We start from the raw sequence: 21755 nt of genomic DNA on the forward strand, positions 1-21755 counted from the left end.
TAAAAGCCTTTAACGAATAATGCCACGGGAAGAGCCTTGTACGAAGTCGATCATCTTTTGAATATGCTCGTCGTGCTCAGCATCAACTTGCATTTCTGCAATAGCTTCTTCAACAGTAAGATTCTTACGGTAAAGTGCTTTGTAGGCGCGGCGAATAGCGTGCTGAGTTTCTTTAGCAAAACCGCGACGTTTAAGACCTTCAGCATTTAAGCCGCGTGGTATAGCCGGGCTGCCAGACGCCATCACAAACGGAGGCACGTCTTGGAAAATAGTCGACGAGCCAGCAGTAAACGCATGATCACCAATATGAACAAACTGATGCACACCAGTCATACCACCAAGAATAACTGAGTTACCAACGTGAACATGACCTGCGATAGAGGCGTTGTTTGCCATAATGACGTTATCACCAACTACACAGTCATGGGCAATATGTACATACGCCATAAACAGGTTGTTAGAACCGATGCGAGTCTCGCTGTTGTCTTGCACTGTACCGCGGTGAATTGTGACTGACTCACGCACAATATTGTTGTCGCCCATGATGAGTGTTGTTGGCTCACCAGCGTACTTTAAGTCTTGGCAATCTTCACCTACTGAGGCGAATTGGAAAATGCGGTTTCCTTTGCCGATAACACTTGGACCTTTCACCACAACGTGTGAGCTGATCCAAGTATCGTCACCGATTTCAACGCCTGCGCCAATGTAGCTCCAAGGGCCGATGGTGACATTGTTGCCAATTTTGGCATCAGGATGTACAAACGCGAGTTTATCTATCACTTTTCAATCTCTCTGCGTGCACACATGATTTCAGCAGAACAAACTAGTTCGTCATCTACGTATGCTTCACCTTCAAAAACGCCAATCCCGCGGCGTTCCTTGATCATTTTCACTTTAAAGTGGATTTGATCACCAGGACCAACAACTTGCTTAAAGCGCGCTTTGTCGATACCTGCAAAATAATATAGTACATTTGCCGATGGTTCAGTACTCATCGTCTTGAATGCCAATAGACCAGTAGCTTGTGCCATTGCTTCTAAAATCAACACGCCAGGCATGACAGGCTGCACTGGAAAGTGACCTTGGAAAAAAGGCTCGTTGATAGTGACATTCTTAATCGCATGTAGGCTGTCACCGACTTGGTAATCTAACACCCGATCGATCAATAAGAATGGATATCTATGAGGCAGATACTTTAAAATCTCTTGGATATCCATGGTGTTTAGTTCATTTGACACACTAAATCCTTTGGGAGCAATTCGCTCTACATCTTACAAAGTTTGTTGTTTAGCTCTCGCGCTGCTTCGTGCTAAACAAGCAAGCTTAATACTTGCTTTAATCTTTTAACGACTTCTCGATGGTTTTAACTCGAGTAAATAAGTCATCTAACTGGCGTAGCCTTACTGTGTTGCGACGCCATAGCTTATTATCGGTGGCGACTGTGGCTGAGGAATACACTCCTTTCTCACGCACAGCGTGAGTAATATTGGTGCTACCAGTGACGTGTACACCGTCAGTAATGGTCAAGTGTCCTGAAATACAGCACCCACCACCAATCACACAGTACTTACCAATAGTAGTACTACCAGCAACAACTGTTGCGCCTGCAATTGCGGTATTTTGGCCAATCACCACGTTATGAGCGATTTGTACCTGATTGTCTAAAATCACGCCATCGTGAATTTCAGTATGAGACAAAGCACCACGGTCGATACTGGCACAAGCACCAATTTCAACTCTGTCGCCAATACGTACACCACCAATTTGCGGAATTTTAATCCATTGCCCTTGCTCGTTGGCATAGCCAAAGCCATCCGAACCTATCACAGTCCCTGACTGAACTAGGCAATCCTGCCCCATATGCACATCATGGTAGACAGTAACGTTTGCCCACAATCTAGTGTTTGAACCTATGATTGAATCATTACCAATCACAGTGCCGGCGCCAAGTTGTACGTTCTCGCCGATAATGACATTGGCACCAACGACGACGTTAGCCGCAATTGCAGCGCCTGCGCCAACCTGAGCTGTAGCATGGATCACTGCACTTGGGTGAATACCCGATTCTTCATCAGGTGTGGTATCAAGTAGCTGAGTCACCTTTGCAAACGCGACATAAGGGTCTTTTGCAATAATGGCATTGCCAGCAAAGCCTTGTGCATCAGCCTCTGTGAGTAAAACAGCACTTGCTTTGGTTGCTTCTAACTGAGAGCGATACTTACTGTTGGCAAGAAAGGTGATTTGCCCTTCTACCGCATCAGCCAAGGTTGCAACAGCTGAGATAACAATCGACTCGTCACCTTTAACCGTTGCGCCTAAATGCTCAGCAAGTTGTTGTAACGTTACTGCTTGCATAAATCTTATTGGCCTTTGCTTAGTGCTTCAGCAACCTTGTTGCTAATGTCTGCTTCAGGCTTAACAAATACCACTGCACCACGTTGTAAAACAATGTCGAACTTTTCTTGTTCAGCAATCGTGTTAATTGCAGTTTGAACCTTGATCAGCAACTTGTTTTGCTCTTCACCTTGGCGACGACGCATGTCTTCATCAAGTGCCTTACCTTTTAGTTGTAGGTCAGCTTGAAGGCCTTCTAGTTCACGTTGTAATTCAGTCTTTTGAGCTTCTGACATAAGCGCGCCGTCACGCTGACCTTTTTCAGCTAACGTGCGCATCTTCTCTTGCATCTGTTGCACTTCAGCAACACGGTCACCAAATTCCGATTTTAGTTGCTTTGAGATTTGCTCGCGCTGTGGCAACTGCTCAAAAACGGCACCCATATCGACTACTGCAATTTTCTCTGCGTGAGCCATCATAGGTGCTGCAAGGAATGCCAGTGTAACTAAAGCGCGATTTACCATCTTGTTCAAAATAAACTCCTTTAAATTGTTATTTTTCAGCTCAAGGTGCTGAGTGTATTGATTTTAGAATGTTTTGCCAATATTAAACGAGAAGATCTCAGTTTCATCATCAACTTGTTTCTTAATTGGCCAAGCTAAGCTAAACACCATAGGTCCCATAGGTGAAAGCCACTGAACACTCATACCCCAAGAGGCACGAATACGGGTTGGGTCACTATAGTCCGCTAGCAGATCAAACTGCTCGGCTGGTAAGAAGCGATAGCTGTCATAGTCAAATTCAGTATCCCATACGTTACCGGCATCAACGAAGAAACTGGTACGTACTGAGTTTGAGTATGCTTCATCCAAAAACGGCGTTGGTACAATAAACTCAGCGCTTAAGGTCGCAATTGCATTACCACCAATCGAGTTACCGCTAGTGACTGTCACGCGATTTGGCTCACCCGGGATGCTACAACCGTTACCAGATGGATCTGGCGAGCATGGCTCACTGCCGCGGAATAAGTAGAAAGATCGCGGACCAACTGAGTTAGATCTAAAGCCACGTAGCGAGCTGCTACCACCTGAGTAGTAGTTTTCCCAGAAAGGCAGGATTTGATCGTTCTCATTAAACTTGCCATAACCATTACCGTAACCCAGACGAGCACGGGTTAAGAACACCCATTTATGGCTGCGGCTCAGTGGGAAGTAGAAATTAGTATCGAAATCTGCTTTAAAGTACTGAAGATCAGAGCCTGGTACCGTCATCTTACCGGTCAAGCGCTGCGAGGAACCTGCACTTGGGAAAGTACCACGGTTTAGACTACTGCGGGACCACCCCAGAGATAGCTCAAAGTTGTTGAAGCTTAAATCCTGGTTCGGATCGTCAGTGCTGCGGTAGATGTTATAGAAGCGTACCGCCTGCTCGTACGATGAAATCTCAGAAATCGTATTGTGACGGAAGCCAATACCACCGTTAATACGGTTGTATTCATTAATTGGGAAGCCTGAGTTTAATGCCACACCGTAAGACTTATTCTTATAGCGCTCAAGGTTAGCTTCTTCTGCGTCAAACTCATTCCAGTAGATACTACCACCAAGGCTGACGCCATCTTTGGTAAAGTATGGGTCAGTGAACGACACGTTCGCACTCTTAGAGTACTTGTTGGTGTTAATACTGACACCAGCCTGGTTACCTGTACCTAAGAAGTTACTTTGTTGAACACCAAATTGCAGGCTCAGTCCGGATTCAGTACCATAACCCACACCAGCGTTAAATGAGCCTGATGGCTGCTCTTTTACGCTCACTTCAATATCAACCAGGTCATCACTACCTGGCACTTGAATGGTTTCAGTATCTACCGTTTCAAAATAACCTAGACGGTTAAGGTTAGCTTTTGACAATTCAACTTGCTGTGAGTTTAACCAAGCACCTTCCATTTGACGAAGCTGACGACGCATCACTTCATCTTTAGTGACCTGGTTACCGGTAAAGTTAATTGAGCGCACGTATACGCGCTTACCCGGATCGATATTAATGTTTAGGGTAACTTCTTTATTTTCATCATCGATTTCTGGGAAGGTTTTAACTTCTGGATAAGCATAACCAAAGCGGCCTAAGTATTTGCTGTACATTTCTTCAGCAAAAGTAACTTCACCACCGTTGTATGTAGTACCGCTCTTAATCGGTAAGATTGCTTTAAGCAGCTCTTCGCGACCCATTAACTCACCAGTTAAGTTGACGTCCTTAACGGTGAATTTCTCGCCTTCATCAACGTTGATTGTGATGTAAAGGCCTTTACGGTCTGGTGTCATCGCGACCTGAGTCGACGTCACCTGAAAGCGAATATAACCTTCGTTTTGATAATGCGTGGTAATGGTTTCTAGGTCAGCTTGCAGCTTTTGCTTTTGATAACGACGCTCACCGAAAATATCCCACCAAGCGACATAATCTTTTAGCTCAAGCATGCTGATAAGCTCTGAGTCTGAGAATACCGTATTACCTACCACGTTAATCTGGCGGATTTCAGCTGCTAAACCTTCTGTGAAGTTAAATCGAAGCTCAACACGGTTACGAGGCAAGTTGATAATTTGCGCTTCAACCTTAGCGCCGTATTTACCCACACCGTAATAGAAGTCTTGCAGACCCTTTTCAATGCCAGACAGCATGGTTCTGTCTAACGACTCGCCAACTTTCACGCCCGAGCCGTCAAGACTTTCTTGCAACTGCTCGTCTTTAATGTCTTTGTTACCTTCAAAGGTAATCGAGCTAATCGTTGCGCGCTCTTGTACTTGAACATATAGCACGCCATCTTCATGGCTTACACTGATCTGCTCGAAGTTAGTTGAGCTGTACAAGGTTTTAATTGCTTGTTGCAATCTTACCTGATCGACAGTATCACCCACTTTAATCGGGATATTAAGCAGTGCAGCACCAAGTGCAACACGCTGCAAGCCTTCAACCTGAATATCCTTGACTTCAAATGGCTCGAAAGGCTGCGCTAACGCGTTCCCTGAAAATGTGGCTCCGACGAATAACATCGAGGCAAAAAGTTTATTAAATCTCATAGAGCTCTTCTAATTATTTGTCTGTCCTTGCTCAGAGTCGGGCAAAATCGTTAAAGAGCGATAAGCTCATTAACATCAGCAGTAATACTGCCCCAATCCTGAATCCTACTTCCTGCACCTTTTCTGGCACAGGTTTACCTGAAATTGCTTCAAAGGTGAAAAACATTAAATGGCCGCCGTCCAAAACCGGCAATGGCAATAAATTAATAATGCCCAAATTGACACTAATTAGTGCGACAAAGCCTAAAAAGTATGCGAGACCAACATTGGCACTTGCACCCGCACCTTGGGCTATCGAAATTGGCCCACTTAAACTCTTAACCGACACATCACCAGTAAACAACTTGGCAATGGTAGAAAAAGTTAACGAGGTTAATTCCCATGTTGCTTTGAACGCTTCAGTAACCGAAGTAAGTGCGCCATATTGCAAATCAAATTGCATAGCTTCAGGCCATTGCCCCGCTGTTGGGCTAATACCTATCATTCCCACAGGTTTACCAGAAGCATCTTGTTTGGTTTGCGGGTAAACATCAAGCGATAATTGCTCGCCATTGCGAATAATATCAAGGCTAACCTTAGTATCAAGGGCGCCTTGTACTACCTCAACAAAGCTCGGCCAATTAACGTATGGTTGACCATTAATCGCAACGATTCTGTCGGCGACCTTTAAGCCTGCCACTTGTGCTGCACTGTCTTTGGCAACATTTGCGATAATAGGTTCAATATCAGGGCGAAATATCCCCAAACCAATGGCACCAATTGGCGATTGCTTGTCTGGATCGAAACGCCACTGGCTAATATCAAGCTGATATTGCTTACCTTGATAATTTGCCGGGCTATCTATCTCTCCAATACCAATTGACACCTCATTGGCGCCAATTTTGCCAACTAAGGCGAAGTTAACATCTTCCCAGGTGCGAACTTGTTTACCATCGACGCTGAGAATACGTTGTAAACCATCTACCTGTATCACACTAGCGGGCGAGCCATCACGGGTAGAATCTATAACAGGTAACAGTGACGGTACGCCAATTAAAAATTTAAGGTAGAGCGCAAAAAAAGCAAAAATGAAATTAGCTAAAGGGCCTGCTGCGACAATAGCAAAACGCTGCCACACGCTCTTGCGATTAAAAGCTTGGTGCTTTAATGACTCAGGGACATCCTCGACACGCTCATCAAGCATCTTAACGTAGCCACCAAGCGGTATAAGTGCGACGACATACTCAGTGCCATCTTTACCCACTTTGCGCCAGATTGCTTTACCGAAACCAACTGAAAAGCGTTCGACCTTTACGCCACAGCGTCTCGCGACCCAAAAATGTCCATACTCATGCACTGTCACCAACACACCTAGGGCGACAATAAAAGATGCTAAATTCCATAAAAAATCAAACATGCGAGTAGAGTAAGTTCCTTAAGTTAAGCAAGCGATCACTTGCTCTGCAACGTGCCGAGCTTTAGCGTCGAGTTCAAGAATGGCTTCAATGGTATCTAGCTTTTGCGCGCTAACCTGCTCTAAGCTAGCACGATTTACTTTAGCAATATCGGTAAACGCAATCTGATTATCGAGAAATGCAGCTACAGCAACTTCATTAGCAGCGTTAAGCACTGTGGTGGCTTCTTGCCCTTGAGCGCAGGCATCAATAGCCAGCTTTAAGCATGGGAAACGCTCAAAATCTGGTTCACAAAAATTGAGCTGACCCAACTTGAAGAAATCGAGCGGCTCAACCCCGGCCTCAATGCGTGCTGGATAGCTCATACAATGGGCAATGGGAGTGCGCATATCAGGGTTCCCCAGCTCTGCTATCACTGAGCCATCAGTATATTGCACCATTGAATGAATAACGCTTTGTGGGTGGATAACCACTTTCAGCTGTTCAGATTGAGTATTAAACAACCATTTAGCTTCAATATACTCCAAGCCTTTGTTCATCATAGTGGCAGAGTCAACCGAGATTTTCGGGCCCATTGACCAATTAGGGTGATTGCAGGCTTGCTCTGGTGTCATTGATGCAAGCGTAGCGATGTCAGATGTTAAAAATGGCCCGCCAGAACCTGTCAGTAAAATATGACTGATACCAGCTTGAGTTAAGTCACAATGGCCTAGATTATCTTGCACCGACTGTGGCATAGACTGAAATATGGCGTTGTGCTCACTATCAACAGGTAAAATTGTTGCCCCAGATTGTTTAGCTGCATCCATAAATAGCTGACCAGACATAACCAAGGCTTCTTTGTTTGCCAGTAGCACGCGTTTACCTGCTTTTACTGCAGCAAAAGTCGGCACTAAACCGGCAGCACCAACAATGGCGGCCATCACGGTATCAACTTCAGTCGAGGTCACTAGCGAAATTAATGCATTCTCACCTGTGGTAATTTGTGTTGTGAATGATTGCGGCAGACGCGCTTTAAGCTCTGCTGCAGCATTTTCATCAACCATGTGTGCCACAACTGGTTGATGAGTCGCGATCAGCGTAAGCATTTTGTCCACACTGGCATTGGCCACTAACGCATAAGCGTTAAATTGCTGCGGGTTTCTTGCAATCACATCAAGGGTGCTGGTGCCAATTGAGCCCGTTGCCCCTAAAATCACCATATTTTGCATGATTATGACATCCACATAGCGACATAGATAAAGGCGAATACTGGCAGTGCTGCAGTAAGGCTATCAATACGGTCTAAAATGCCGCCATGGCCGGGTAAAATGTTTCCTGAGTCTTTAATATTGGCGCTACGTTTGAACATGCTTTCAGACAAGTCACCAAATGCAGAAGCGACGGCTGTCACTAGCGTCACGGCAATCACTAAACCCAGCTCTTGCTCTGGAGATAAATACATCACACCAGCCACCACAACCATGGTGGTTAACAAACCACCTAATAAGCCTTCAATGGTTTTAGCAGGGCTAACATTCGGCATAAGTTTATGCTTACCAAAACTCTTACCTGCGAAGTACGCGCCGGTGTCAGTTGCCCATACGACAAGCATGACTAGAAACACTAGGCTACCGCCAAAGTATGGATCTACTTGATCGTTAACGGACTTAAGTGCAATTAATGCGGTAAAACATGGAATAAGGGTCAGTTGACCAAACATGGATTTAAATAGTGAGCTTTTTTGCCATAATTTGCCGCTATTTGGGTAAGTAAAGACCAGCAAGGTACTTGCCCCCCACCAAAGGACACCAGTTGCGATAATCGCTTCATAAATAGGATGTAGCCTACTGTTAAACCACAGTGAGTCGACAGGTACAATAATGTTTAATGCAACGAGAATAGCTGCAATGGTAAACGTGAAAGTCCATTGGGTAATGTTGCACTTACTATCAATGAGCCTACCCCACTCTTTTGCCGCTATCAAAAAAATAGGCACAAGCGCCCAGGCAAAGTAGTTAGCAGGCAGCAGAAAAATGCCTCCCATCACAACAGGAATTAAGCATAGTGCGGTGATGATTCGTTGTTTTAGCAAAAGCTAATCCTCTTTAAGGTTTTTATTTTTATTATTAAAGTGCGCGAATTTGTTCAATTTGGCAGCCCGTTAAGCCAAAACGGCGCTGGCGGCTGGCAAAAGTAATTAACGCTTGCTTGAACACATCTTCGTCGAAATCAGGCCACAAGGTCTCAGTGAAAATTAATTCAGCGTAGGCAGCCTGCCATAGAATAAAGTTACTGATGCGATAATCGCCGCCAGTACGGATCATTAAATCCACCTCGCTTTGACCTTGCATACTCATTTGCTTGTTTAAGGCACCTTCGGTGACATCTTCAGCGCTCATTTCGCCGCTAGCAACTTTGGCAGCTAAAGCTTGTGCAGCTTGGGCAATATCCCAACGGCCGCCATAATTTGCCGCGACATTAAGCACCAAGCCTGTGTTGTCTTTGGTTTTAGCTTGCGCGGTGGTAATTTGCTTTTGCAGTCGCTCTGAAAACCGACTAATATCGCCAATAATATTCAGCCTGACGCCGTTTTTATTTAACAGTTTCAATTCACGCTGCAGCACAGTCATAAATAATTCCATCAATAAACTGACTTCTTTATCTGGTCTGCGCCAATTTTCACTTGAAAAAGCAAATAAGGTTAGCGACTCAATTCCCAACTGACTAGCTGTGCTTACCGCTCTTCTTACGGCTTTCACCCCAGCTTTATGACCACTTACACGGGCCTTGCCTTGCAACTGCGCCCAACGGCCATTGCCGTCCATAATAATCGCAACATGCTTTGGCAGTGACTGTTTGACCACATCTGAAAGCTCACAAGGTAGCGCCGTAGAATTTTCCAGCGACTCGCGAGGAGCTTGGTCAAACTCGGAGGGTGATGACATTAATTACGACCTTAAAATAAACAAACGCCGTGTAGTATACCCTTACACGGCGTGTTAACTCTAGTTTTAGAATTTAAGCGCTTAGACTTCCATCAACTCTTTTTCTTTAGCGGTCAAAACTTCTTCAATTGTTTTGATATTTGCGTCAGTATACTTTTGAATTTCATCTTCGCTGCGACGAACGTCATCTTCAGTACACTCCTTCGCTTTCTCAAGCTTTTTCACTTCGCTAATAGCGTCGCGGCGCACATTACGTACAGCAACACGGCCATTTTCAGCTTCAGCACGTACCACTTTGATGAAGTCTTTACGACGCTCTTCAGTTAGTGCTGGTAGTGGGATGCGCATGATGTTACCCGCAGTCATTGGGTTCAAACCTAAGTCTGAACTCATGATTGCTTTTTCTACTGCTTGAACCATAGATGGATCAAATACAGACACGGTTAAGGTGCGTGCATCTTCAATATTGATGTTAGCAACTTGCTTAAGTGGCGACATAGAGCCGTAGCAAGATACTTGAATAGAGTCTAGTAGGCTTGGGTGTGCACGACCTGTGCGAACTTTTGCCATTTGATTCTTAGTTGAATCAACACATTTGCCCATGCGCTCTTGCGCATCTAACATAATTTCATCAATCACAATAATATCCTTTTCGTCTCTTTCTTTAGAGTGCTTGGCATTAAGTTAAGGATGACATAAGCCCGATTTGAGCTCAATTACTTAATGCCAATTACGATAACTTAGTATCAAAAAAGCGCTAGCTATTAGCCTTCTTGTTTCTTATCGCTAATAATCGTGCCTTCTTGCTCACCCATGATCACGCGGCGCAGCGCACCAGGCTTATTCATGTTAAACACAAGTAGCGGCATTTGATGGTCGCGAGCCAGCGTAAATGCGGCTAGGTCCATCACTTTTAATTCGGATTCCAACACATCTGAGTAGCTCAACTGGTCATGCTTAACTGCATCAGGGTCTTTCATTGGGTCGGCTGAGTAAACACCATCGACTTTAGTGCCCTTTAGTACCACTTCAGCTTCAATCTCAATACCGCGCAAACATGCAGCAGAGTCTGTAGTGCAGAATGGGTTACCTGTACCCGCTGCAAAAATTACAACGCGGCCAGATTTTAATAAACTGATTGCTTCAGCCCAGTTGTAGTCGTCACATACACCTTTTAGTGGGATTGCCGACATCAGGCGAGCATTAACATAGGCTCGGTGCAGCGCATCACGCATTGCTAGGCCATTCATTACTGTGGCTAACATACCCATGTGGTCACCAACAACACGGTTCATACCCGCGTTAGCTAAGCCTTCACCACGGAATAGGTTGCCACCACCAATTACCACACCAACTTGAATACCGAGTTCAACAAGCTCTTTCACTTCTTGAGCCATGCGATCAAGTACTTTAGGGTCAATGCCGAAGCCTTCTTCGCCCATTAATGCTTCGCCGCTTAATTTAAGCAGGATACGTCTAAATGCTGGTTTTGGATTGGTGCTCATAATGTTTTTCCTGATCATAACAAAACCGCAGCGGATGCTGCGGCTTTAGGGTATTTAGAAATTCGCGATTAAGCGTTTTTAGATGCTTCGATTTGCGCGGCAACTTCAGCTGCGAAATCTTCTTCTTTCTTCTCGATACCTTCACCAACTTCTAAACGAATGAAGTTAGCTACAGAAGCGTTCTTCTCTTTTAGGAAGTCGCCAACAGTTTTCTTTGGTTCCATGATGAACGCTTGACCAGTAAGAGAGATCTCACCAGTAAACTTCTTCATACGACCAGTAACCATCTTCTCAGCGATTTCTTGAGGCTTACCTTCGTTCATTGCGATTTCAACTTGAAGAGTCTTTTCTTTCTCAACAACATCAGCAGGAACGTCAGATGGGTCAACATACTCAGGCTTAGAAGCAGCTACGTGCATAGCAACGTGTTTTAGTGTTTCTGCGTCAGCATCACCAGAAACAACAACACCGATACGGTCGCCATGACGGTAAGAAGCTTGAGTTGCACCGTCGATGTACTCAACGCGACGAACATTGATGTTTTCACCGATTTTAGCAACTAGCGCAACACGAGTTTCCTCGAACTTAGCTTTTAGCTCTTCGATAGAAGCTTTAGATGCTACAGCAGCGTCTAGTACTTCGTTAGCGAAACCTAGGAAGTTGCTGTCTTTAGCAACGAAGTCAGTCTGACAGTTAACTTCTAGTAATGCAGAGAAACCTTCGCCAGCTTTGATAAGGATAGTACCTTCAGCAGCAATGTTACCTGCTTTCTTAGCAGCCTTAGCAGCACCACTCTTACGCATGTTATCAATCGCTAGATCGATATCACCGTTAGTTTCAGTAAGTGCTTTTTTACAATCCATCATGCCAGCGCCAGTGCGGTCACGAAGTTCTTTAACTTGGGCAGCAGTAATTGCCATTGTTAAATCCTCTAATTAAATTCGACTAATATTGCATCTATAAAACAGGGGCCTACAAGGCCCCCTGCTCACCAACTATTTATTGGCTAATAAGGGCGATAAATATCACGCCTTATTAAACAGCTTCAACGAAACCGTCTTGCTCAGCTTGTACAGCTAGATCTTGACCACGGCCAGAGTTAGCAGCAGCAGCAACAGAGCTAGTGTATAAACGGATAGCGCGCATCGCGTCGTCGTTACCAGGAACGATGTAGTTAACACCGTCTGGTGCAGAGTTAGTATCAACAACTGCAACAACTGGGATACCTAGGTTGTTAGCTTCTTTAATAGCGATATGCTCGTGGTCAGCACCGATTACGAATAACGCATCTGGTAAACCGCCCATGTTTTTGATACCACCTAAAGATTTCTCTAGCTTATCAAGCTCACGAGAACGCATTAGTGCTTCTTTCTTAGTTAGCTTGTCGAAAGTACCGTCTACAGACTGGCTTTCTAGCTCTTTAAGACGCTTGATAGATTGACGAACAGTTTTCCAGTTAGTCAACATACCGCCTAACCAGCGGTGGTCAACGTAGAACTGATCACAAGAAACAGCAGCTTCTTTGATTGCTTCGCCAGCGGCACGCTTAGTACCTACGAAAAGGATTTTGCCTTTCTTAGAAGCTACGTTGCTGATGAAAGCAAGTGCTTCATTGAACATTGGCACAGTATGCTCAAGGTTGATGATGTGAACACCGTTACGAGCACCAAAGATGAATGGCTTCATTTTTGGATTCCAGTAACGAGTTTGGTGACCGAAGTGAACACCAGCTTGTAGCATATCGCGCATTGAAACAGTAGTCATGATTTTTACCTTTTAAAAGGGGTTAGACCTCCACGCATCCCATTGTTTCGACCTTCGACTAAAAAGGCACCCCGAAAAATGTGTCGATACGTGTGTGATTTAGTATTTAAGTTAATTGCTATGTATAATAGCCGGCAAATTTTACGCCTTTAAGACAAACTATTTAAGCGACATATAAGGGATGAACACCCCAACTATGCACTTTAAGCCGAAAGTCAAACAAAGGGCTTAACCAACTAATTAAACATAACGGCGCGCTTTATACCATAATCAGCCTTTAAACACAAATTTTATAGTGTAAAATAGCCGTCAGATATCCGTTAATTTGCTAGTGCGTGACTAGCCAAAAAACAAAGAGAAATTCATGAGTATTGTCATTAAGACCGCTGAAGAAATTGAAAAAATGCGCGCTGCTGGAAAGCTTGCGGCTGAAGTATTAGAAATGATTGCGCCGCACGTAAAAGCTGGCGTGACCACCGATGAGTTAAATGACATTTGCGCTAAATACACAGAAGAGCACGGCGCGATTTCTGCCCCACTTAATTACCATGGTTTTCCTAAGTCAATTTGTACTTCAATTAATGAAGTGATTTGTCACGGCATCCCAAGTGCGCGCAAGCTCAAAGATGGCGACATCATTAACATCGACATTACCGTGATAGTTGATGGCTACCACGGTGATACCTCACGTATGTTCTACATTGGTGACGTATCTCCTGCTGACAAGCATCTGTGCACTATTACTCAAGAAGCACTTTACGAAGCGATTAAGATTGTTCGCCCTGGTACTAAGGTTGCCGACATTGGTGAAACTATCGAAAAGTTCATCAAGCTTAAAAACAAAAATCGTCCAAACAAATACAGCATTGTGACGGATTTTTGTGGCCATGGTATCGGCGCAGGTTTCCACGAAGAGCCTCAAGTGATGCACTACAAAGAAAAGTTTGGTAAACCAGACAAGCGCGTATTACGCCCAGGTATGTGCTTTACCATCGAGCCAATGATTAACGCTGGTAAAAAGCACTGTTATGTTGATGCCGATGATAATTGGACGGCATACACAAAAGATGGTAAAAATTCTGCTCAGTGGGAACATACCCTATTGGTCACAGAAACTGGCGTTGAAGTATTAACCTTACGTAGCGACGAAAGCTTACCTAGGCATATTAATCACTAAGTAATCACTTAGGCTTCAACGACTATGGTTTAATTTGTGCGCCTTTTGGCGCACTTTTTATGGAAGTCACAAAGCCGATGAATCAAGCGCTGGAAGCAAAACAACAACTTCAACAAATCACCGCGCATCTTGAATCCCAATTCCAGCAACAAGTGCCCATTGCTGAACTCATTAAACAACGCGCTATTGCTGTCGACGAACTACTGACTCAAGCATGGCTACACTATGGACTAGACGCGCTACCAATATCTCTAGTAGCGGTTGGCGGCTATGGCAGACAAGAACTACACCCTCGCTCCGATGTCGATTTATTGATTCTAACCGAAACCACGAATGTTTCGCCCAAAGCCCAAGCCGCGATTGGCGAATTTATTACTCACTTGTGGGATACCGGGCTTGAAATAGGCCACAGCGTAAGAAATGTTGAGCAGTCTATCGAACAAGGGCTTGCTGACATTACTGTTGCTACCAACTTAATTGAAGCTAGGCTAATTAGCGGTAATGAAGCAGAGTTTGACCGCCTTTATCAGCAAGTCAGACAAAAAGATTTTTGGTCATCCGCCGACTTTTACTTGCAGAAAAAGCAAGAGCAAGTCGAGCGCCACGCAAAAGCCAATGCCTTCGATCTTGAGCCCAATTTAAAGAACTGCCCTGGCGGACTGCGCGATATTCAAACCATTGCTTGGGTGACCATTCGTCACTTCAACGCGGCAAACTTGCACGAATTAGTTGAGAACTACTTTTTAGAACAAGCTGAGCTTAATGAGCTTATCGAATGTCGCGATTTTCTTTGGCAGATCCGCTTTGCACTGCACTCCATCGCCAACCGCGACGAAAACCGCTTACTGTTCGACCTACAACGGCAAGTAGCAGATTTTCTCGGTTATGAAGATAAAACTCAGCTGGCGGTAGAGCAGCTAATGAAGAAGTACTATCGCACCGTTCGCCGAGTGATGGAGCTTAACCAAATGCTATTACAGTTGTTTAAGCGCGCCACTCTTGGGCATATTCAAGCGCTGCAAGTACAACCGATTAATAGCCAATTTCAACGCCGTGGCCGCTACATAGAATTGTTAGAACTTGGACTATTTAAAAAACAAACCTCATCAATCCTAACGTTATTTTTGAACGTCGCTAAAAACTCCAACATCCAAGAAATCTACGCACCAACGTTGCGTGAACTACGAAATGCCCGCAGGCAACTGCAAGGCCCACTGCAAGATGATGCAGAATGTCGCAAGGTGTTTATGGATATTCTAAAACACCCTCGCGGCATCGCGGCGTTATCCTTAATGCACAAACACGGCATTTTATCGTCCTATTTGCCCGCATGGCGCAAAATTGAAGGCCAGATGCAGTTTGACTTGTTCCATGCCTACACGGTTGATGAACACACTCACAGGCTACTACTCAACATTGAGCGGTTTTCACAAAGCGATCAAAAAGATGAATTCCCGCTGGGCGCGGTGCTGATTAATCAACTGCCGAAAAAAGGCCTACTGGTACTCGCTGCGATTTTCCACGATATTGCCAAAGGTCGCGGCGGCGATCACAGTAAGCTTGGCGCAACTGACGCGCTGGAATTTTGTAAGTTGCACGGACTGAATGACCATGATGGTCGCCTGGTTGCTTGGTTAGTTGAGCAGCATTTAGTGATGTCGGTCACCGCGCAGCGCCGCGATATATCAGACCCAGATGTGGTATCAGACTTCGCCGATAAAGTACGCGATGCAGTGCATTTAAGCTACCTGTATTGCTTAACCGTGGCAGATATTTGCGCCACCAACAACAAAGCCTGGAATAACTGGAAAGGCTCACTGCTTAGAGAGCTATATTTCTCAACTCAAAGGGTGCTGGCGCGCGGTAAAGAAGTCCCTATTGATGCAGCTGAGCGCGTTGAAGAAGCGCAAGCAAAGGCTAAAAAAGAGTTACTACGCCGCGGCGTGCGTGAGAAAGAGCTAGACACACTGTGGCAACGCTTTAAATCTAAGTACTTTTTGCGCCACCAGCCTAACCAAATTGCCTGGCACTCAGAGGCAATACTTAAACATAAATCGGATGAGCCACTGGTGTTAATCTCAAAGCACACCACTCGCGGCGGCACCGAACTGTTCATTTATAGTAAAGATAAGCCGAAACTGTTCGCCACTGTGATGACAGTGCTGGACAACAAAAACATCAATGTGCATGATGCCAATATCATGACCTCGAAAGACGACTATGCCCTCGACACTTTCGTGATCTTAGAGCAAGACGGCGAAGCGGTTACTCAGTTATCTCGTATTCAGAGTATCAAAAAAGCACTAAGCAAAGCCTTAGCCAATGAAAATCCAAAATTGCCTAAGTTCCGTAAGTTATCGCGGATCATGAAACCTTTTAATGTAGCAACCCATGTCAGTTTCTTAGACGACACCAACCGTGGTACAAGTATGATGGAGCTGCAAGCTCTTGACTCACCTGGACTACTGGCTAAAGTCGGCGAAACCTTTTTCCGCTGCCAAGTAAGGTTAATTTCAGCCAAGATCACTACTATTGGTGAACGTGCTGAAGACTTTTTTATTTTACAAACCCTTGATGGCCAAGCATTGAATGAAGCGCAGCAACAACAGCTGGCTCATGCGATGCAATTAGCCTTAAAGCAATCTAATTAGGAGTATCCAATGGAGGCATTACGCCAACGAATTGAAGCGGCTTTTGAAGCACGCCAAGATATCACCCCAGCCACAGTAGACCCAAGTGTTCGCGCTGACGTAGAAAAAGCGATCGACATGCTGGATAAAGGTGAAGCGCGCGTAGCCGAGAAGATTGACGGCGAGTGGCATGTGCACCAGTGGCTAAAGAAAGCAGTATTATTATCGTTCCGTATTTTCGACAATGAAGTTGTAGACGGCGGCGACACTAAATACTTCGACAAAGTCGCGCAAAAGTTTGCTGATTATGATGAAGCGCGATTCAAGCAAGAAGCAATCCGCGTAGTCCCACCAGCAACCGTGCGTAAAGGCTCATTCATCGGTAAGAACACCGTATTAATGCCATCTTACGTAAACCTGGGTGCATTTGTTGATGAAGGCACTATGGTCGATACTTGGGCAACCGTTGGCTCATGTGCGCAAATTGGTAAAAACGTTCACCTGTCTGGCGGCGTAGGCATTGGCGGCGTATTAGAGCCACTACAAGCTGGTCCAACTATTATTGAAGACAACTGTTTCATCGGCGCGCGCAGTGAAATCGTTGAAGGCGTTGTGGTTGAAGAAGGAAGCGTTATCTCAATGGGCGTATACATTGGTCAAAGCACTAGAATCTTTGACCGTGAAACCGGTGAAATCCACTACGGCCGCGTCCCTGCTGGCTCTGTGGTTGTATCTGGTAACCTACCTTCAGCTTGTGGCACATACAGCTTGTATGCAGCAATCATCGTTAAAAAAGTTGATGCCAAAACGCGCGGTAAAGTTGGCATTAACGAGCTACTGCGTATCGTTGACTAATTAAACCTGCAAAACCAAAAAAGAGGCCAATCGGCCTCTTTTTTAATTTGAATTTTAGATTCAATCGTTAACCCGCTTTTAGCAGATCCGCGCAAGACTGATTAAGCAGTTGGCGACAACGCCACATACCGAGTGTTGCAACAACGATTGCGCCAGCAAGTGGAGAAATCCCCCACCAAGGCCAGTGCATATAAACCACTAGCTCAAACACCTGAGTTTTCAGCATGTACAAGGCAAACTCAGCAACAATCACAGCCAAAAGGCCTGCAATTGCGCCTAGCAGCGCAAACTCAAACCCGGTTGCGGTGCGCAGCAGCCAGCCAGAGCCGCCAAAGGTGCGCAGCACAGCAAGCTCACGTTGACGTGTTGCCATGCCAGCTTCAGTTTGCGCAATCAGTACCAAGGCACTTGCCAGTAATACTAATGCCAATACCAAAGACAATGACAACGATACCTGATCAATAATCTGCCGTAACTGCTCAACCATAGCACCAACATCAATCACAGAAATAGTTGGGAATTGCTGAATAAGCTGCAGTACAACCTGGTTAGCAGTCAACTGACTGCCCTGCGCTGCTAACTTTGCGTCGTCTAAATGAAAGCTCGCCATCGAAGTATATGAAAAATCCTGCAAGGCTTTAGGGCGGAAAATCATAAAGAAATTTGGCTGCAAGGTTTCCCACTGCACTTGACGGAAACTTGCTACTTTAACTTCAACTTTTTGATTTTCTAAGCTGTAGGTCAAAGTATCACCTAGCTTCAAGCCTAAACGTTCTGCAACTTCTGACTCGACTGACACTTCATCATCAGCTTGATTCCACTTACCCTCAACAATGTCATTATTCGGCGGTAAGGTTTCTCTATAGGTAAGATTAAGCTCACGTGAGATCCCCACACGTCCTTCAACACCGTTTTTCTCTTGCTCGCGCGAAATAAGCTCTTCACCATTGATATGGGTTAAGCGTCCGCGGATCACTGGATAAATATCGGTGGCCAATATTTGATGCGAGTCTAAAAACTGGTTTAGCGGCTGAGTATCTTCCGGTGCAATATTAACCAAAAAATAGTTAGGCGCGTTTTCTGGCAGCTGCTTTTGCCACTCATTAAGTAAGTCCTGACGCAGCGCAAGAATTGTCAGTAGCAATACCAATGCACTGCTAAAGCCAACCAGCTGCACAGCATTTTGCCGTGCGCGGCGTCTAAGCCCTGCCAAAGCTAGCTGCAATGGGTTTGTGGTTCGCATGCCCACACCATGCCCAAGCCTAATGAGTGCAAAGCCCAATACACTCAACAATGCGCCTAGCAGCAACACAGCTGAAACTACCGTCATAGTGAGTGGCCAACTTTGCGAGTATAAATACCCAAGTAGCGCCATTGCCGACAAGCTAAGTAACAGATGCAGCCACATGCCCGCCTGAATACCCTCAAGCTGATTTTGCAACACCCGTAGTGGCGGAATGGATAACAGCCTTAGTAACGGATAAGCAGAGAACATAAAGGCGCTAATTAGGCCGGTTGTCACGCCGAGTAACACAGGGCGCAGATAAGGCGGCGAGTAAGCGGCAATTTCTGTAGGCAAGAACCCATTAATGACACTATCAAGAATGAAGCCACCAATTAGACCTAACACCACACCAAGGGCTGTCACCAACAATAAGTGCATGGCAAAAATCTGCCTGATTTGCTTGCCCGATGCACCAAAGGTTTTCAGCATGGCAACCACATCATAATGGCGCTGACAATAACGCTGCGCCGCAATACCAATGGCGGCGCAGGCAAGTGCAATACCCAACAAACTGGCCAGTAATAAGAAGCGCTCAGCGCGTTTAACGGCGCTCGCGATAGGTGAGTCACCACTTTGTACATCGACCCAGCGCTGTGAGTTATTTAGCATCGGCTTAACGGCTGTTTCAAACTCTGCAAGCACCTCGGCATCACCACTAAACTGATAGCGATAAGTTACGCGGCTACCAGGTTGAATAATACCGGTCGCAGCCACGTCGGCTAGGCGAATAAGCAGCACAGGAGAAGACGCAAATGGGTTAAATCCACCGTCAGGCAAACGGCTGATCTCTTCGCTCATAGCAAAGTTGACTTCACCCAGCTCAATTTGTTGTGGGTAACCTAACAGGCCTCCAAGGCGGTTCTCATACCAGGCTTCTAGCTGACCGGGTAAAGCTTGCGTCTCACCTTGAGTAAGTTCAATCGCGCCTTTAAGCGGGTATTTATCTCCTACCGCTTTAATCGTCACTAACTGAAAGTTATCGCCGGCATAAACCATGGAGTTAAACTCCATATTCGTCACATGCTCAAGACCAAGCTCAGTCGCTTTAGTTAAAATGCTCGGGTCAATTTCAATTGGAGAATTAATAATGCGGTCAGCAGCGATAAAGTTCGCCGCTTCGCCATTAATTGCCACCTGCAAACGCTCACTAACGCGAGCGAGCCCGCTTACAGACAATACCGCCAGTGTAATCGCCAGCACAATCAACACTAACTGCCCTTGTGCTAGCTCACGTTTAAATAATCGCCATGCTAATTGCCACGCCATTACACCGCCTCCGCTGCAACAGCTTGCCCTGTCGTATCTTGCTCGTTTGCTGCTTGAGACTCGGTTGTTTCAGTCAGCACGCCGCTATCCATGGTTAGCTGACGAGCACAACGCTTGGCAAGATGTAGATCATGGGTAACCAGTACCAAAGTGGTGTCAGACTCCTGGTTTAATGCAAACAGCATATCGGCAATTTTATCGCCATTAGCGCTATCAAGGTTACCTGTTGGTTCATCGGCAAATAACACCTTAGGCTCGCAAATAAACGCGCGGGCAATTGCCACCCTTTGTTGCTCGCCACCTGAGAGCTGTTTCGGTAAATGGGTTAATCTGTGCCCTAAGCCAACGCGCTCTAGCATTTGCTCAGCTTTAGTTTTGGCATCGTTAACGCCTGCAAGCTCTGCCGGCAGCATCACGTTTTCCAGCGCGGTTAAGGTATCGACCAGCATGAAAGATTGAAAAATGAAACTGACTTTTTGCTTACGCAATGCGGCTTTTTGCTCTTCATTAAGGTTAGAAAGCCCAACACCATCAAGCATAATCTCGCCTTCAGTGGGTGTGTCTAGGGCGGCAAGCAACCCAAGTAAAGTTGACTTGCCAGAACCAGAAGGGCCGAGAATCGCCACACTCTCGCCTTGCTTGACATCCATATTAATGCCCTTGAGGATAGTAAGCTCTCCCTCTTGGGTTTCTACAGATTTTTTGAGGTTAGTAACGCGAATGGCACTTGCAATTAACTCACTGTTAGTCGACATACAATCCTTCTTTGTTTTATCTATTAAGCGTTTAGCGCTGGCTATGGCTGTCATCTTAAGCCTGATAGCTCCAACCCATGCTGCCACGATTTTAATCTTAGGTGATAGCTTAAGTGCTGGATACGGCATCGATGAAGATCAGGGTTGGGTATATTTGTTACAGCAAAACCTACCTCAACATCAAGTCATAAATGGCTCGGTGAGTGGCGAAACAACGGCAGGCGGATTGCGCAGACTGCCTAGCCTGCTTGACTCTAGCCAAGTTGACCTTGTGGTCGTTGAGCTTGGAGGAAATGATGGCCTGCGCGGCTTCAACCCTAAACAACTGAAATCAAATCTTACAAAAATCATTGATACCTCAATTAACGCAGGTGCTGAGGTATTACTTACCGAAATCATGGTGCCGCCAAACTATGGGCCGCGTTACGCTAAAATGTTTAATCAGGTTTATCATCAATTAGCTGATGATTATGACCTAACACTGGCACCATTTTTTATGCAAGAAATAGCACCTAACAAAGATTTAATGCAGCGCGATGGCATCCACCCCAATGCCAGCGCTCAACCGCAAATCACCCAATGGATGCAGCCCTATATCGAGCAGGTACTTGAGGCTAAATAAGCTCAGGTTGTATGCAATTCCCCCTACTTTGCTTGAGTCACTTGCCTTATATTTTGGCCGTGATTCAAGTTTCAATTTTGTCATCAAGTTGTCAATATCTTTACAAAAGTCATATTATTTTAAGGTTAATCCAGTAACATACGCTTAGCTTTTATATTGCTACACAATGT

At 45.3% G+C, this 21755-nt stretch carries 19 protein-coding genes; 4 read left to right on the forward strand and 15 right to left on the reverse strand.

The window, feature by feature from the left end; genetic code table 11:
• Positions 1–9: 9 nt before the first annotated feature.
• From lpxA to rpsB, 13 genes are all read right to left on the reverse strand, one after another.
• Positions 10–780, reverse strand: coding sequence for an acyl-ACP--UDP-N-acetylglucosamine O-acyltransferase (gene lpxA, locus G3R49_RS14310; RefSeq protein ID WP_167870148.1), 771 nt, complete (start codon positions 778–780; stop codon positions 10–12).
• Complete coding sequence (fabZ, locus tag G3R49_RS14315) at positions 777–1238, reverse strand: 3-hydroxyacyl-ACP dehydratase FabZ (protein WP_130602087.1); 462 nt, start codon at positions 1236–1238, stop codon at positions 777–779. Before fabZ ends, lpxA begins: the two co-directional genes overlap by 4 nt.
• Before the next feature lie 97 nt (positions 1239–1335).
• Positions 1336–2355, reverse strand: a complete 1020-nt coding sequence (gene lpxD, locus G3R49_RS14320; protein WP_167870149.1) for a UDP-3-O-(3-hydroxymyristoyl)glucosamine N-acyltransferase — start codon at positions 2353–2355, stop codon at positions 1336–1338.
• 5 nt (positions 2356–2360) lie between these two features.
• The gene (locus G3R49_RS14325) at positions 2361–2858 is read right to left on the reverse strand and encodes an OmpH family outer membrane protein (protein WP_130603577.1); all 498 of its coding nucleotides are present in this window, start codon (positions 2856–2858) and stop codon (positions 2361–2363) included.
• Positions 2859–2921: 63 nt separating this feature from the next.
• Positions 2922–5405: an outer membrane protein assembly factor BamA gene (bamA, locus tag G3R49_RS14330; RefSeq protein ID WP_130602083.1), complete on the reverse strand. Its 2484-nt coding sequence runs from the start codon at positions 5403–5405 to the stop codon at positions 2922–2924.
• Between the two features lie 31 nt (positions 5406–5436).
• Positions 5437–6801, reverse strand: a complete 1365-nt coding sequence (gene rseP / locus G3R49_RS14335) for a sigma E protease regulator RseP (RefSeq protein ID WP_167870150.1) — start codon at positions 6799–6801, stop codon at positions 5437–5439.
• An 18-nt stretch (positions 6802–6819) separates the two neighbouring features.
• Complete coding sequence (gene ispC / locus G3R49_RS14340; RefSeq protein WP_167870151.1) at positions 6820–8010, reverse strand: 1-deoxy-D-xylulose-5-phosphate reductoisomerase; 1191 nt, start codon at positions 8008–8010, stop codon at positions 6820–6822.
• Positions 8011–8012: 2 nt separating this feature from the next.
• On the reverse strand, positions 8013–8873 hold the full coding sequence (locus tag G3R49_RS14345) for a phosphatidate cytidylyltransferase (protein WP_167870152.1): 861 nt from the start codon (positions 8871–8873) through the stop codon (positions 8013–8015).
• Positions 8874–8907: 34 nt separating this feature from the next.
• The gene (gene uppS, locus G3R49_RS14350; RefSeq protein ID WP_130602075.1) at positions 8908–9726 is read right to left on the reverse strand and encodes a polyprenyl diphosphate synthase; all 819 of its coding nucleotides are present in this window, start codon (positions 9724–9726) and stop codon (positions 8908–8910) included.
• A gap of 81 nt (positions 9727–9807) precedes the next feature.
• A complete protein-coding gene (frr, locus tag G3R49_RS14355; protein ID WP_130602073.1) occupies positions 9808–10365 on the reverse strand; it encodes a ribosome recycling factor in 558 nt (185 codons plus the stop codon).
• Between the two features lie 125 nt (positions 10366–10490).
• On the reverse strand, positions 10491–11231 hold the full coding sequence (gene pyrH / locus G3R49_RS14360) for a UMP kinase (RefSeq protein WP_130602071.1): 741 nt from the start codon (positions 11229–11231) through the stop codon (positions 10491–10493).
• 68 nt (positions 11232–11299) lie between these two features.
• A complete protein-coding gene (gene tsf / locus G3R49_RS14365; protein ID WP_167870153.1) occupies positions 11300–12151 on the reverse strand; it encodes a translation elongation factor Ts in 852 nt (283 codons plus the stop codon).
• 115 nt (positions 12152–12266) lie between these two features.
• Positions 12267–12995 carry a 30S ribosomal protein S2 gene (gene rpsB, locus G3R49_RS14370; RefSeq protein WP_130602067.1) on the reverse strand — a complete coding sequence of 243 codons (729 nt, stop codon included), beginning with the start codon at positions 12993–12995 and terminating at the stop codon, positions 12267–12269.
• Between the two features lie 364 nt (positions 12996–13359).
• Between rpsB and map the strand changes: the two genes are divergently transcribed.
• The 3 genes from map (at position 13360) to dapD (ending at position 17657) form a co-directional block, all read left to right on the forward strand.
• Positions 13360–14172 (forward strand): type I methionyl aminopeptidase, encoded by an 813-nt coding sequence (map, locus tag G3R49_RS14375; RefSeq protein WP_130602065.1) that lies wholly within the window; start codon positions 13360–13362, stop codon positions 14170–14172.
• A 77-nt stretch (positions 14173–14249) separates the two neighbouring features.
• Complete coding sequence (gene glnD / locus G3R49_RS14380; protein WP_167870203.1) at positions 14250–16823, forward strand: bifunctional uridylyltransferase/uridylyl-removing protein GlnD; 2574 nt, start codon at positions 14250–14252, stop codon at positions 16821–16823.
• A 9-nt stretch (positions 16824–16832) separates the two neighbouring features.
• Positions 16833–17657, forward strand: a complete 825-nt coding sequence (gene dapD, locus G3R49_RS14385; RefSeq protein ID WP_130602063.1) for a 2,3,4,5-tetrahydropyridine-2,6-dicarboxylate N-succinyltransferase — start codon at positions 16833–16835, stop codon at positions 17655–17657.
• Positions 17658–17724: 67 nt separating this feature from the next.
• Here the strand turns inward: dapD and G3R49_RS14390 are convergent, their stop codons facing one another.
• On the reverse strand, positions 17725–20208 hold the full coding sequence (locus G3R49_RS14390; protein WP_167870154.1) for an ABC transporter permease: 2484 nt from the start codon (positions 20206–20208) through the stop codon (positions 17725–17727).
• Positions 20208–20963 (reverse strand): ABC transporter ATP-binding protein, encoded by a 756-nt coding sequence (locus G3R49_RS14395; RefSeq protein WP_130602059.1) that lies wholly within the window; start codon positions 20961–20963, stop codon positions 20208–20210. Before G3R49_RS14395 ends, G3R49_RS14390 begins: the two co-directional genes overlap by 1 nt.
• Positions 20964–21006: 43 nt before the next feature.
• Here G3R49_RS14395 and G3R49_RS14400 point away from each other — a divergent pair, with 43 nt between their 5' ends.
• Positions 21007–21585 (forward strand): arylesterase, encoded by a 579-nt coding sequence (locus G3R49_RS14400; protein ID WP_130603573.1) that lies wholly within the window; start codon positions 21007–21009, stop codon positions 21583–21585.
• Positions 21586–21755: the final 170 nt, after the last annotated feature.

Origin of the sequence: Shewanella sp. WXL01, assembly GCF_012263345.1 — a bacterium.
GTDB classification, from domain to species: domain Bacteria; phylum Pseudomonadota; class Gammaproteobacteria; order Enterobacterales; family Shewanellaceae; genus Shewanella; species Shewanella maritima.

What these genes read in the sequence shown, in the direction of transcription:
- G3R49_RS14390 (WP_167870154.1), bottom strand. Translation starts at nt 20,208, where the DNA reads ATGGCGTGGCAATTAGCATGGCGATTATTTAAACGTGAGCTAGCACAA.
- G3R49_RS14400 (WP_130603573.1), top strand. Translation starts at nt 21,007, where the DNA reads ATGGCTGTCATCTTAAGCCTGATAGCTCCAACCCATGCTGCCACGATT.
- map (WP_130602065.1), top strand. Translation starts at nt 13,360, where the DNA reads ATGAGTATTGTCATTAAGACCGCTGAAGAAATTGAAAAAATGCGCGCT.
- rpsB (WP_130602067.1), bottom strand. Translation starts at nt 12,995, where the DNA reads ATGACTACTGTTTCAATGCGCGATATGCTACAAGCTGGTGTTCACTTC.
- bamA (WP_130602083.1), bottom strand. Translation starts at nt 5,405, where the DNA reads ATGAGATTTAATAAACTTTTTGCCTCGATGTTATTCGTCGGAGCCACA.
- rseP (WP_167870150.1), bottom strand. Translation starts at nt 6,801, where the DNA reads ATGTTTGATTTTTTATGGAATTTAGCATCTTTTATTGTCGCCCTAGGT.
- tsf (WP_167870153.1), bottom strand. Translation starts at nt 12,151, where the DNA reads ATGGCAATTACTGCTGCCCAAGTTAAAGAACTTCGTGACCGCACTGGC.
- dapD (WP_130602063.1), top strand. Translation starts at nt 16,833, where the DNA reads ATGGAGGCATTACGCCAACGAATTGAAGCGGCTTTTGAAGCACGCCAA.
- uppS (WP_130602075.1), bottom strand. Translation starts at nt 9,726, where the DNA reads ATGTCATCACCCTCCGAGTTTGACCAAGCTCCTCGCGAGTCGCTGGAA.
- glnD (WP_167870203.1), top strand. Translation starts at nt 14,250, where the DNA reads ATGAATCAAGCGCTGGAAGCAAAACAACAACTTCAACAAATCACCGCG.
- ispC (WP_167870151.1), bottom strand. Translation starts at nt 8,010, where the DNA reads ATGCAAAATATGGTGATTTTAGGGGCAACGGGCTCAATTGGCACCAGC.
- lpxD (WP_167870149.1), bottom strand. Translation starts at nt 2,355, where the DNA reads ATGCAAGCAGTAACGTTACAACAACTTGCTGAGCATTTAGGCGCAACG.
- pyrH (WP_130602071.1), bottom strand. Translation starts at nt 11,231, where the DNA reads ATGAGCACCAATCCAAAACCAGCATTTAGACGTATCCTGCTTAAATTA.
- G3R49_RS14325 (WP_130603577.1), bottom strand. Translation starts at nt 2,858, where the DNA reads ATGGTAAATCGCGCTTTAGTTACACTGGCATTCCTTGCAGCACCTATG.
- G3R49_RS14395 (WP_130602059.1), bottom strand. Translation starts at nt 20,963, where the DNA reads ATGTCGACTAACAGTGAGTTAATTGCAAGTGCCATTCGCGTTACTAAC.